The sequence below is a fragment of the Echinicola salinicaeni genome (genome assembly GCF_014280965.1).
GTDB classification, from domain to species: Bacteria; Bacteroidota; Bacteroidia; order Cytophagales; family Cyclobacteriaceae; genus Echinicola; species Echinicola salinicaeni.
Genome location: NZ_JACODZ010000002.1, coordinates 350,161 through 363,604, shown reverse-complemented (window position 1 = coordinate 363,604; position 13,444 = coordinate 350,161). Strand labels below are relative to the sequence as shown.

11 protein-coding genes are annotated in these 13,444 nt (G+C 39.3%); 4 read left to right on the top strand and 7 right to left on the bottom strand.

Features of this window, described 5'->3' with window-relative positions; all coding sequences use genetic code 11:
- Window positions 1-11 precede the first annotated feature (11 nt).
- The 7 genes from H7U17_RS04840 to H7U17_RS04810 form a co-directional block, all read right to left on the bottom strand.
- Window positions 12-1,172 (bottom strand): glycoside hydrolase family 43 protein, encoded by a 1,161-nt coding sequence (locus H7U17_RS04840; RefSeq protein ID WP_186755456.1) that lies wholly within the window; start codon window positions 1,170-1,172, stop codon window positions 12-14.
- Between the two features lie 994 nt (window positions 1,173-2,166).
- Entirely contained in the window at window positions 2,167-2,415 is a 249-nt protein-coding gene (locus H7U17_RS04835) for a hypothetical protein (RefSeq protein WP_186755442.1), read from the bottom strand.
- A gap of 63 nt (window positions 2,416-2,478) precedes the next feature.
- Window positions 2,479-3,306, bottom strand: a complete 828-nt coding sequence (locus H7U17_RS04830) for a sialidase family protein (protein WP_186755440.1) — start codon at window positions 3,304-3,306, stop codon at window positions 2,479-2,481.
- Window positions 3,303-4,475, bottom strand: coding sequence for a cellulase family glycosylhydrolase (locus H7U17_RS04825; protein ID WP_186755438.1), 1,173 nt, complete (start codon window positions 4,473-4,475; stop codon window positions 3,303-3,305). The genes H7U17_RS04830 and H7U17_RS04825 overlap by 4 nt, the downstream gene beginning before the upstream one ends.
- 118 nt (window positions 4,476-4,593) lie before the next feature.
- Window positions 4,594-5,607 (bottom strand): glycoside hydrolase family 43 protein, encoded by a 1,014-nt coding sequence (locus H7U17_RS04820; protein ID WP_186755436.1) that lies wholly within the window; start codon window positions 5,605-5,607, stop codon window positions 4,594-4,596.
- A gap of 37 nt (window positions 5,608-5,644) precedes the next feature.
- Complete coding sequence (locus tag H7U17_RS04815) at window positions 5,645-7,222, bottom strand: family 43 glycosylhydrolase (RefSeq protein ID WP_186755434.1); 1,578 nt, start codon at window positions 7,220-7,222, stop codon at window positions 5,645-5,647.
- Between the two features lie 124 nt (window positions 7,223-7,346).
- Complete coding sequence (locus tag H7U17_RS04810) at window positions 7,347-7,667, bottom strand: hypothetical protein (protein ID WP_186755432.1); 321 nt, start codon at window positions 7,665-7,667, stop codon at window positions 7,347-7,349.
- A 425-nt stretch (window positions 7,668-8,092) separates the two neighbouring features.
- Here H7U17_RS04810 and H7U17_RS04805 point away from each other — a divergent pair, with 425 nt between their 5' ends.
- The 4 genes from H7U17_RS04805 to H7U17_RS04790 all read left to right on the top strand — a co-directional run bounded on the left by H7U17_RS04805 (window position 8,093) and on the right by H7U17_RS04790 (window position 13,442).
- Window positions 8,093-9,169 carry an acyltransferase family protein gene (locus tag H7U17_RS04805; protein ID WP_186755430.1) on the top strand — a complete coding sequence of 359 codons (1,077 nt, stop codon included), beginning with the start codon at window positions 8,093-8,095 and terminating at the stop codon, window positions 9,167-9,169.
- Window positions 9,170-9,443: 274 nt separating this feature from the next.
- Window positions 9,444-10,412, top strand: a complete 969-nt coding sequence (locus H7U17_RS04800) for a glycosyltransferase family 2 protein (RefSeq protein ID WP_186755428.1) — start codon at window positions 9,444-9,446, stop codon at window positions 10,410-10,412.
- Between the two features lie 372 nt (window positions 10,413-10,784).
- Window positions 10,785-12,617: an ABC transporter ATP-binding protein gene (locus H7U17_RS04795; protein ID WP_186755426.1), complete on the top strand. Its 1,833-nt coding sequence runs from the start codon at window positions 10,785-10,787 to the stop codon at window positions 12,615-12,617.
- A 3-nt stretch (window positions 12,618-12,620) separates the two neighbouring features.
- Window positions 12,621-13,442, top strand: a complete 822-nt coding sequence (locus H7U17_RS04790) for a glycosyltransferase (RefSeq protein ID WP_186755425.1) — start codon at window positions 12,621-12,623, stop codon at window positions 13,440-13,442.
- Window positions 13,443-13,444 lie beyond the last annotated feature (2 nt).

Sequence of the window (13,444 nt, the reverse complement as noted above, 5' to 3'; positions counted from 1 at the left end):
CTTGCTACTTTTTACTCCAATGGCAAAGGCTGAAAGCTAGTCGTGGGGCCATGAACCACCAATGTACCATCATCCATGATTTCCATCTTATCCAAAAACACAACTCTATCCTGACCAGAAGCTTTGGTTCTACCATGATAAACACAGTACATTTCACCATTGTCCAGTTTGACAATATTATTGTGCCCAGTTCCTGTAACCTCACCACCTTTATGCGTATTCAGCTCTAACACCGGATTGTTACTGGCCTTTGTGAAGGGACCTAGAGGGCTTTTCCCAATCGCATAACCTACGGCATAATTCTCCCCTGCATAATAATTGCTTGAATACATGATATAATAAGTATCACCATCTTTAAAAATCACTGACCCCTCAGTCCACCTCCTATTGATCTCCTGTTTGGCAACAGAACGGCTTTCCCATTCTGCCTGCTCATCATCCATTGTCAGAGGTGGTCTTAAACATAAAACTGGCTCACCTATCACGCCAGAAAAGTCAGGCTTCAGCTCCACACCATATACCCAGCTTTCCTCAATCTCATCATACCAACCTTTTTCTTTGGCCCAGTCTGCGACTTCACTCTCTACAGGATGTTTATAGCAGGCTCGGGAATAATAGAGATAGTACTTTCCATTCTCTTGATATACATTGGCATCAATAATAGGATAGCCAGGGTCAAATATGGGACGATCATACATTTCCATAAAAGGTCCAGTAGGATTATCAGACACGGCCACTCCAATCATAAAATTCTCCTCCTCATTGGTAGGATTAACCTTCCACTGCGCACTGAAAAACATATAATACTTTCCATCCATCTTATAAACCTCAGGAGCCCAAAAGAATTTGCTCGCCCAAGATTCATCTGTATTTCCCCTATATACTTGTCCTTCAAATTCCCAGTTCACCAAATCATCTGATGAATAAGCTGCAAAACCATCCTTGGCTCCACCGCCAGTACCATACATATAATACTTTCCATCACCATCATTTAGTATATATGGATCTCCGAACTCAACATCCAATGGATTGCTGTAAGTAGACTGTGCTGTCTTATCTTTATCAGGTTTTTCCGTAGTGTTATTGGTCTTCGTACTACATGCAGAGAAACAAATTACTACTGATAAAAATAATCCTAACTTGTCACAAAAATTAATATGATGCTTTTTCATTTTTTAATATTCAATGGGTTTCCAATATAAATTTAGATGGAATCAGTAAAAATAAACCCCAAAAATCCTTCATCTATTAACAAATTTCAATAAATCAATATGATTATCGGTTTTAACACCAGTAAACTTATTTCTCACAGCCTGTCCAGATTTATCGGGAGATTCCACGGATCTACACAGATTTAAATTAGTATTTCTTAGAGATATGTATTCTCTTAATAGGGAATGTTTTGAATGGTAAAACTTACTGGTGCAATTGCGGATATACATATCAATCAATTAGGAAAACCATTTCGGCCTAAAAACCTCCATTTATTTTTTGGCAATCATCAAGTTTATCTAGCAAACAAAATTACCGAATCAATAACAAAAACACTCAAACAGAAACTATTCAATAATTTTTAAATTATTTCATTAAAAAATTTGTACCAAAAAGCAGGTTTACCTACCTTTGAAACAACAAAGAAAGACAAATGGTCTTCTTTCTATACTGTAGGGTGTTGAAATTGGCAGACAAGCCCTCCTGTCTCGAGGGTGGAGAATCTGGGATAAAGCAAATATCGAGCTCGTGTTTTGCCTAACTACTCCGTGGAGGTTCGAGTCCTTCTCCTACAGCAGGTTATTTTGGGTTTATTGTTAATTGACTAAAGCTATGAGATATTGTTTCATGGCTTTTTTGCTTTTATAGCCTAGGGGTAATGTTTAGCTTAGAAAATTCAAGATTTAATTGAAAAGCTATATTTTTCCCTACTTACCTTTTCAATACATAGGCCTAAAGATTTCGGGCCCCGTTTGATACCAATTAGTTTTCAGCCGATAAAGTCAAAAATATAAGATCACCCTGCACCGTTATCGCAAAAAGCCTAGAATTCTTATTATGACTATATAAAAAACAAAAAAACCTGACCGTCTGTACCGACTATAAGTCTTCCTACTCCATCAGAATATTAAGTCCTGCCTTTATTGCAGACACTAAAGATTTATCCAACCACTTTTACTTTTTCTCCAAGTGTCCTTTGATCATCCAAACTTCAGTTTTTCCTTTCTCCGAATAACCATTTGTACTGGTCAAGGCCAAAATACTTCCATCCTCTAAAACAGTAATGCTATTCCAATGGCCAATGCTTCCTTCAGGCAATTTAAACGGCCAAGTATGATTGGTGAAATTTTGGGCTTCTTCATCACCTATTGCCACTGCCATCTGTGCATCCTCCAGCTTGGCACCCCATTGAAAAGAAAGCAAAGTCAAGCCGTTTTCACCCTGGGCCAAATAGGGTGCTCCTGCATAATCCCCCCGAGGAATTTGCTACGCCATTGCATATTTTCGGTTATTGCTATCGCCATCTACCGGTTTCTCCCAATCCATCCCATTATTATGGATGATATAGGGTTTGAAAGGTCCAAAACCATTGTCCTCAATCGCCATGGCTATTTTCTTTCCTCCGTCAAGAATTATAGGTACAGGCATTCCATCCCTACTTCCTTTGCGAAAACTAATGGTCTTGGCTTCCCTGGTCCAGCTACGCCCTCCATCCTTGGACGCTACCATAGCTATCCTTTGCTCATTGGAAGATGTAAAAACACCTTCATCTGCAAAATAAAGCTGAATATTGCCGTTTGGTAATTGAAGTAAAACAGGTTCCCAGCAACCATTCTCAAAACTGCTCCCTGCTTTATAAACCAATTGGTCATTAGCCCATGATTGACCATTATCGCTACTTCTCACTGTTCTAATAGCAAAATGCTTTTCTGATTGATTTCCCCGCGGCCTTGGGTTATAGCCCAACAAAATATCACCATTTTCAAGTACTGTAAAATCAGGAACAGCCATTCCTATACCTTCTTGCCTAGGGACAACCAAAATGGGGTCTTGCCAAACCCCATGGTCTTTAATCCTAAAAAATATATTTCCGTCCGCTTCGAAAGCAACACCCAATTGCCCCTTGGCCAACTCCCTGGCCCTGGCATAGCCAGCATATCGAGAATTATCAGCCGAAACCTTTTCAAGGCTAGATTGATCCCAGATTATGGTATAATCCCTAGGATTAGGGGGGCTTCCTGCTCCTAATCCGGAACAGGAAGCCATGAACAATACCATACCAAAAACCAATAGGCTCAATCCCCCTTTTTTCATCGTTGAGTCAATGATTTGATCAGATCTGTTTCAGATTTTTTGTATGGTTTACCATCTGTATGGAACACTTCATGAAACCATAATTCAGGCTCATCTGTATAAGTCTTTTCCCAACTGTCCCAAGGATACTTGGTCTGGGTCTTCCCATCTACCAAGCCCCAGTTAAACATCCCTATATTTTCTGCTTTGGCAATTGGCAAAAATCCTTCAAAAGTACTACCATTAGGACGTGCCATATATTCTGTACAGATCATAGGCCGGTCATACCTCTTTAGCCAATTGATACGCTTTTGAAACTCTTCAGGAGAATCGTAATTATGAAAGGATATGATATCAGAGTTTTCAATTTGGGCCAACTGAATAGGGCTCATCACCTCTTCTGATGACCAATCTCCTAACCAAACCCCTGAGGTCAAAGGTTGAACAGGCTTTTGTGATCTGGCCCAAGCAAATGCCTCCCTCATCAGTGGCAACACATAATCCACCTTATTGGGATGCTCCTTTTCGCGGTAAGAAACTCCTGTATCATTATCTGGCTCATTCCAAATATCCCAACCTAAAATCCGCTCATCTTTAGCAAATCTACTAACAACAGCCTTCACATATTTTTCCAGTCTAGGATATTGGGTAGAATCAGCCAAAGCATAATAGCCAGGGCTTTGCACCCAACCAGAATTATGAACATGTGGTTTGGGGCCACGCTGCTCTCCAGCTTCTACAAAAGGGTCCCAGCAGGAATCGAAGAACACAAATAAAGGCTTCATCCCATGCTTTTCCATAATCCCAAGCATGGTGTCCATTCTATCCAAAAAGCCTTCAGGATCCTGCTTATAGGCCAAATCATGAAGGTAAACCCTCATGGTATTCATGCCTATTTCTTCAGCCCAACCCAATTCCTTGTCTATTAATTCTGGAGAAAAAGTATCCTCTTGCCACATTTCCAGCTGGTTGATGGAATTGCTCGGATTAAAATTGGCCCCTACCAACCATTCTTGATCAGCATACCAGGCCTTTGCTTTCTCCTTGGACCATCTTTCTGAAGTCTCCTCTGTCTCATTTTTTGCCTCTGATACGGATTGTTTTTCTCCAGCCCCTCCTTTTGGTCCGCAGCTAATAGCAATTGCAATTAGCCCCAAACAATTCAATATTTTCAAATACTTATTTCCCATAATTTTTTCTTAAAACCACAGATATTAAGGATAGACACAGATCCAAAAATCAATTTTAATATCTGTGTTAATCAGTGTCCATCTGTGGATAATTCATTCTAATTCACTTGGTCAACAACTACTCTATTTCTCTTTCTGCCACTCCTTCAAAGGTAATTTTTACAGGCTTGATCTTTCCATTTGCATCAAACTCCATCTTATCGATACAAGTCACCCTATGATTATGATGGGTTTCTTCCAATGGTCTTCTATGGTAAACAATATAAAACTCATCTTCTCCAGGTACTTGAATCACTGAATGATGTCCAGCTCCAGTCGCAACTTCAGCATCTTGTTTCAAAATCAGTTCCTCACGCTCAAATGGACCAAAAGGACTATCGGCAATGGCATAGGCTACAGAATAGTCCGGGCCACCCCAACCACCTTCAGACCACATAAAATAATATTTACCATTCCTAATAAACATAAACGGCCCTTCTACATAACCTTCTGGAGTAACTTCTTTGTACATCTCTCCATCTTCAAAAGGGACAATACCCGTAAAGTCGTCATTTAGCTTTACGATATTACAGTGTCCCCATCCTCCATAATACATATAATAAGTACCATCCTGGTCTTTAAATATATATTGGTCGATAGGCTGAGCTCCATTGACAATCTCGTTGATCAAAGGTTTTCCCAATAGGTCCTTAAAAGGCCCCTGTGGCTGGTCAGCAATGGCCACTCCTATTCCACCTACTTCGCCTTCATGGACATCATTGGCGGCAAAAAACAAATAATATTTATCACCCTTACTGATTACTCCTGGCGCCCACATGGCTTTTTCTGCCCATTTCACCTCGGCTGTATCTATTATCCTTTCATGCTTCGTCCAATTCACCAAATCTTTGGAAGAAAAGGCATCCATAAAGACTTGCTTTTCATAAGCATCAGAATAAGTAGGGTATACCCAATAAGTATCATCATAAACGATGGCTTCCGGATCTGCATACCAACCTTCAAAGATTGGATTTCCGGACATTTTAGTGCTTTCCTGCACCTCTCCCTCAGCATTTCCTTCAACCGTAGACTTGGTATTACAGGAAAAAGCTCCTGCTAGGGCTAATAATAAAAGTCCATTTATTCTTTTCATATTCATTAGTGGGTTTGATGTATTTTAACCTTATCTTTTATTTATGCTTAATATTGACATTTTTAAAATTGACCTCTTGGTCAGTATCACCCTTGGCAAAAAGCCCAAGGCGAAACCCCATTCCCCAAGGCACCAAATGAGCAGCTTCATACTCTTCACCAATCTCCTGCCATTTCCCATCTACATCAGTAAAAGCAAATTGCAGCAAATGCCCCTCTTTAACTGTCATTTTCAACTTGAGCAATTCGCTGTCCTTAAAACTCTCTTTGGCCTTTATCACTAACTCTTGATCCCTGTTTTCTATCACCTGCACTTGATCAGCCGAGATACCTATCCCAAATCCTGCTACTGGTGCACCAAATCCGTTGTTCGCCCCACCGACCAAAAGTAAACCGCCCATTGCATCAGAACTGGAAGGATCAATCCCCACTTCTATCTCATAATCAGGAGAGGTGGAAGTCTGTACCAACAAAGAGCCTAAGCCCTCATTTTCCTCGGAGGCCTTCAACAATAATCCATTTTCCCCAGTGGAATATTTGATATCCTGGGTTACTCTCCATTGCCAGATGGGATTTAATTTAGGATTGAAATCATCCGAAAATGTCAGAGAAACTTTTTCACGGTCATAACTGGCATTGTTCTCAAAAACTGGCCATCCATCTGCTGTCCAATTCAATTTTTCCAAAACACCTTCTCTGCCTACATACACACTCCCTTGGGTACTATAGGCATGATACAATAAATAATGCTCGCCATTCTTCTTCACCACCGTTCCATGTCCAGCACATTTCCAGTTTTCATTGTCCTTCAAAATGGGATTCTGCTCATATTTCTCCCATGGTCCCAACAGTGTTTTGGATCTGGCTACTCCAGCTTTATAATTGCAGGCCTTATCACAACAAGCTCCGGCGGAATAAGTAGCATAGAAATAATCATTTTCCCTAAAAATACACACGCCTTCAACCAAGTTAAGCTCCCAATCCACATCATTTCTGAAAAGCTCCTTTGGCTCACCCAATAATTGGGTACGCTCCTCATTGATTTCTTGCGCCCAAATAGGTGTCGGAAGTCCCCTGCTATTACCATCTTCTTTCCAGGTCAAGTACAGTTTTCCATTTTCGTCCCTCACCTCAAAGGCATCAATAGAACCTGCTTCCTGGGCTACCAATGGGCCATGATCCCTGAATTCTCCTTCTGGACTATCAGCACTGGCCACAGCCACGCTTAGGCGATTGCTGGCCTTGTCTCTAGCTGTATAATAAGCATAAAATTTTCCTTGGGTCTCATCATAAGAAAGCTCAGGTGCCCAAAAGTTATTCCTAGCCCAATCTGGCGCCCCATCAGGAAACACATAATTCACCAATTCCCATTGCACCAAATCTGGAGACTTGTATATCGGAAAAAGCGGGGCCCATTCATTAGATGTCGTGGAAGCATAATAATACTCACCTACTTTTACCACCGTGGGATCAGGCCGATCCCCTGGCAAGACTGGATTTACAATAACTTTGGCAGCGGCCTTATCTTCTTCTTTCTTTTCCTTAGCCGTTTGACAGGCTTGTAAAGCAAAAAGAACCAATAATAATAAACTAAAAGTATTTCGATTTATGCGCATTGTTTATCTCTATTAAACACCCATCTTATTTGTTGGGGCTGAGCCCACAAACTGTAAATCACAGTTTATGAAGCTTGCCCACAACAGGTTCAATAGGTATAGGGTTATTTTTTTGTTGCTGTTTTTAATTTATTTCTTTATCTGGCAAATAAAAATCAAAGGGCTTATCCCTATCTGCCATCAAACTTTTACCATCAAATACCAAAGGCACCACTTGGATACTAGTCCTGTGGTTTTGATGAAATGATTGCTCTGGCTTAGTAACCGAATGGCTATCTCTTCCTGGATGGGTGAAATAAAAGACACTTGCCCTTCCTGCTGCATATAGCGTCCACGAAACTTTCTCCTCTTTATTCCAGTCCATTACAGGGTCAGCTGTTCCATCATATATAGGATCCCGAAAAATTGGCGCAGGGGCATTTCTAACGGCATCATTTTGAGCCATTAGCTTAGGGCTTAGCGGGATAAGAAAAAACATCAAACAAGATAGATTCAAAAGCCTTTGATCTAAACTCCACTTTTGAAAACTCTCGAAATGATTACAAATATTCAAATTCATTATAATTATTTTGGGCCAATCCATTTAGCAAGATCAATTGATCATAATTCCATACTTCAAAAGTAAGCTAATACTCTGCTTAGGCGTTAGCAAAAAACCGTCAGGAATTGGCAATTATTCTTCTAAACAAGCCCCAGAAGGCTTTTTATTTACGATCCTTATATTTTCCCCATTTAAAATTATATTTGACTCATGAAATTGACGGATTGATAAGAGAATAATCTCACTTTTATGATAGCTTTGATTTTATCTGTTTCTTTTTATTTCCAATTATAAAACCAAGCCATCCAATCACCCAAATCACCTAGATTTTGAATAACTTAACCCATTCTTATTTGCCTGCCCTCACTGGCATCAGATTTTTTGCTGCTTTGATGGTGTTTTTCCATCATATCCCCCCTTTTACTTTAGAAAACAGTCCTTTGTTTTTAACTAAATTTATCAATGAATTATACGTAGGTGTAACCATGTTTTTTATACTGAGTGGATTTATAATCACCTATAAATATTTACTAAAAGAGAAATTTGACTATAGAGAATACCTTTGGAAACGATTTACTAGAATATACCCATTATACTTCCTACTGACGATTTTTACTTTTGTGACTACTGCCTGGTATTTTAAAGATTTTACTTCTAAACAATTTTTTGAACTACTAATGAACCTTACCTTATTAAAAGGCTTCTTCTCCAATTATATATTTACAGGAATCCCACAAGCTTGGACCCTGACTGTAGAAGAATGTTTCTATTTAACTTCACCCATATTAGCTTTTATACTTTTTAAGAACATATATAAGAGAATTATAACGCTTACCTTTTCAATAATCCTAATAGGATGTGTAATTGGATATTTAGGACAAATCTTAAAGCTTGATACCTTACTACCAAGCTTTAAATTTCTCTTGAACTTTTCCTTTTTTGGAAGAATATTCGAATTCCTCCTCGGTATGATTTTAGCTAAATTCTATGTCCAGCAGAAAAAATTCAATGTTAGACATTGTACATCCATAGGTATTTTAGGGATAATCCTCTCAATTTACGTTTTATCACTTATTGCAAATTCTCCTGGCACAGGGGATAATCATTGGATTGGAATATTAATTAACAATTTGATTTTACCAATTGTGGGAATTGCACCTTTCTACTGGGGTTTACTTAATGAAAAAACATGGATCCAAAATTTTTTAAGTGCTAAACCTCTTCAAATTTTAGGAAAAAGCAGCTATGCTTTTTACTTGATTCATGTGAGTGTATTTCAAGAATTTATTCATATTCGATTTTCTTCTGTAATATTACTATTCATAATGCTTTATTTATCATCGATTTTACTTTACTATCTTGTTGAAAACCCGCTCAAATATTTTCTACGAACAGTAAAATTTTAAATAGCTATTCGATAATTATTAGTTTTGTTGTCCATAATCTGTACATCCGGAATTACACAAGTAGGAGTTTCCATTCAAAATATTTCCGCAAAAAGCGCAGAGAGCCATCAAAACTGATTGTTTAAATCTGTGAAAATCCGTGGAATTCATGAGCAAACATGATAATTGATTTGAAATCGGGTAATTATGCCAAATAAAAATCCACTCAATATTGTCTCATTTTTTGGAAGTTCTTCGTATAAGTACCATTAGCTAAAAGTTGACCAGATAATTAATGCCTCAAGCAAAAAGTATTTCCATAATCATCCCCAATTATAATGGACAAGCATTACTCAAAAAGTACTTGCCCCATACCTATAAGGCAATACAGCATTCAGGGGTTGATTTTGAAATAATTGTGGTGGATGATGCTTCCAAGGATGATTCTCTGACTTTCTTGAAGGAAAATCACCCTCAGGTCATCACCTTGGCCAATAAAGAAAACCACGGTTTTTCTTTTACCTGTAACCAAGGCATTAAAATAGCCAAGAAAGAATTGGTGCTTCTGCTTAACTCTGATGTCAGGCTCGAGGAAGATTATTTTGAACAGCTTTGGGGCTATTTTGACCTTCCTGACACTTTTGGAGTGATGGGAAGAATTGTCAATCCCTCAGGAAAAATAGAAGACTCGGCCAGGATGATGGCTTTTCAGGGACTCAAATTCAAAGCCACCCATTTCTATATCAATGAAGATCCATCTAAAAGAACGCCAACGGCCTATCTCTCCGGGGCCAATGCTTTAGTGGATCGCAAAAAGTTGATTGAACTTGGAGGATTTGATGAAATTTATTCGCCCTTCTATGTAGAAGATGTGGACCTAAGTTTCAGGGCCTGGAGGCTTGGATGGAAATGTTACTATGAACATGAAGCCATTTGCCACCATGAGGTTTCTTCTACCACCAAAAAGGAACATGGTAAAAAATCCTTATATCCGATTTTATACCGGAACAAATTTATCTTACAAGCCATACACTTGGATGGTTTCAAATGCTGGCTTTGGAAAATACAACAGATAGTCTTGGAGATACTACCTAGGCTGTTGATTGGTAAATGGTGGACCTTGAAGGCCTATTGGTCCTATTTAAAAAAGAAACCTGAAATCCAGTTATCAAGGAAAAAATTAAATGATCAAATGCAAAAACATCAAGGTTATAAGAGCCTGTTTGATATCAAAAAAGGCTACTTTACCTCCCAAAAGAACTGAAAACTTGAATTGATTAAACAACCAAACGCAAACGTCATTGCAAATATAGCTACAGCGGAATGAAGCATCTCAACTACAGGAAAGAGGATTGCTTCGTCATCCTTCCTACCATTGACAGGGATAACTTAATTTGTCAGGCTGATCGGAGTCGAAGCCCTAAGACAAACCCTTCTACTACCTGTCCTCCGGAAGGCGGGCGCTCAGGATGACTCAGCCTATAAATTGCCAACTGTCATTCAGATCCTTTTATGTTTGAGAAAATGTTGGTCTCACGCAATGACGTAAGAAAAATAGTACCTTTGCAGAAAATTAAGATGCATGCATCCGAATCTATTTCTGAAACATGCCGTCGAAAAAATATTTAAATATTAAATGAAAACCTATTTCAGATTACTGGCATTTGCCAAGCCTATTGAAAAGTTCGCTGTCCCTTACTTGATCTTCACCTTGTTGGGCGTGATTTTCAATACCCTTAACTTGGCCATGCTGGCTCCATTATTGAGCACCTTGTTCAATACGCAAGGAGATGCTACCGAAGCAGTCCTTAAACCAGAAAGTTGGACTGACGTATTTGGCTACCTCAACTATTATGCAAATATCGCTAAAGTCGAATATGGTCCATTGGGAGCACTCCAAGCAGTATGTGCAGTAATCATCATTTCAGTGCTTTTGGGCAACCTCTTCCGCTACCTCTCCCAATTGGTCATGGAGAACCTAAGAATCCATACCTTACTAAATTTAAGAAAAAGGGTCTTTGATAATGTGATGAACCTTCATGTCGGCTATTTCAGCAACCAGCGAAAAGGAGATATCATTTCCAAAATATCATCCGATGTACAAGTGGTACAGTTTTCAGTCACTGGGACTTTGCAGGTAATCTTTAAGGAACCCCTACAGCTGATCGCCTATATTTTCATGCTCTTTGCCATATCCTATAAGCTGACCATCTTTTCTCTTTTGGTCATTCCGGTATCGGCATTTTTCATTGCTCAAATTGTCAAAAGGCTAAAAAAACAAGCTTCCCAAGCCCAGCACCTTTATGGAGTAATGATCAGCTATTTGGATGAAGCCCTTTCAGGAATTAAGATCATCAAAGCCTTCAATGCCACCGAAATGATCAAAGATAAGTTCCATGGAGAGAATGTTCGCTTTTCCATGCTTGGAAAGAAAATGGCCAAGCGCCAACAAATGAGCTCACCTGTCTCCGAATTCCTTGGTGTAACCATGGTTTCAGGTATTGTACTTTACGGAGGCTCCTTGATCATCAACAACCAATCTGAACTCAGTGCATCTGATTTTATCGCCTATATCGCCCTTTTCAGTCAAGTAATGCGTCCTGCAAAAGCTTTGACCAACTCCTTTAGCTCCATACATTCGGGCTTGGCTGCTGGAGAAAGGGTCTTGGACCTAATTGATAAAAAGCCCGCTATCAAAGACGCTAAAGATGCCATAGACATCAAATCATTCAATGAGAAAATAGAAATCAAAGACCTTTCCTTCTCCTATCCAGGAAGGCCAGTACTCAAAGATGTTAACTTGACTATTCCCAAAGGAAAAATGGTGGCTTTGGTAGGTCCTTCAGGTGGGGGGAAATCCACCATGATGGATTTATTGCCACGTTTCATTGAACCAGACAGCGGAGAGGTGCTGATCGATGGAAAAAACATTTCCCATATCACCATGGATTCATTGAGAGACCTAATGGGAATGGTGAACCAGGAATCTATCCTTTTCAATGACAGTATTTTCAATAATATAGCCTTTGGCGTACCTGAAGCTACACAAGAAGAAGTCGAAGCAGCTGCTAAGATTGCCAATGCGCATGAATTTATCATGCAAACCGAAAACGGCTATCAATCCAATATGGGTGACCGTGGATTAAAGCTTTCAGGCGGACAGAAACAAAGAATCTGCATTGCTCGGGCTGTACTCAAGAATCCTCCCATCATGCTATTGGATGAGGCAACTTCTGCCTTGGATACAGAGTCAGAAAAACTCGTACAGGATGCGCTCAACAAGCTGATGAAAAACCGTACTTCCTTGGTCATAGCCCACCGATTAAGCACCATCCAAAATGCAGACATCATCGTGGTGCTGGAAGATGGAAGGATCATCGAACAAGGCAGCCATCAGGAACTCGTAGCCAAAGATGGCTTGTACAATAAGCTGGTCAATATGCAGCAGTTTACAGAAATAGAAGGATAAAGAATGAAGCAACAGGTCAATCCGTCCAAAAAGATAACTGAAGTAAAGGAATTTCCTTATCAATATTCCGTTTGTACTCTCGTAACTGACCATACTGAGTACAATGAGATGAAAGCATCTTGTCTAAAAGCTGGATTTGGAGAAGACGTTTGTGAATATTTAATCATTGACAACTCCAACGGTAACTCCATAGACGCCTACAAAGGACTGAACCTATTTCTACAAAAAGCTCAAGGGAAATATATCATCATCTGCCATCAGGACATTTATTTTCATGATGATCGTAGGGAAATTCTAGAACAGAAAATAGCAGAGCTAGACCTTCAAGACCCTATGTGGGGCGTTATAGGTAATGCGGGAAGGGTAAATATGAAGTATTTCGCAAGGAATCTCAAACAAGGTACTGAAGGAATCGATTTTACAGAAAAAGATAGTCCTATTCAGGTCATGTCGGTTGATGAAAATTTTATGCTAGTAAAAAATGAGGCCAACCTCTCATTGTCCGCAGACCTCCAGGGATTCCACATGTATGGTCCTGATCTATGCCTCATAGCTCATATTTTAGGCTATCATGTCTATGTCATCGATTTTAATCTGATTCACAAAAGTGATGGCAATTTGAACAATACTTTTATGAAGGCTAAGAATGACTTTATTGTCAAATACAGCAATGCACTGCGCCCAAGGTTTATGGCTTCAACAGCCGCAAGATTTTATATAGGATCAAATCCATGGAAAAAAGTATTGTTTAATACAAACATCGTACTGTTCTTCATAAGGCAATACGATAAGTTTTTTAAGGGAAAAAGAATTCGTCTCAATTAAGT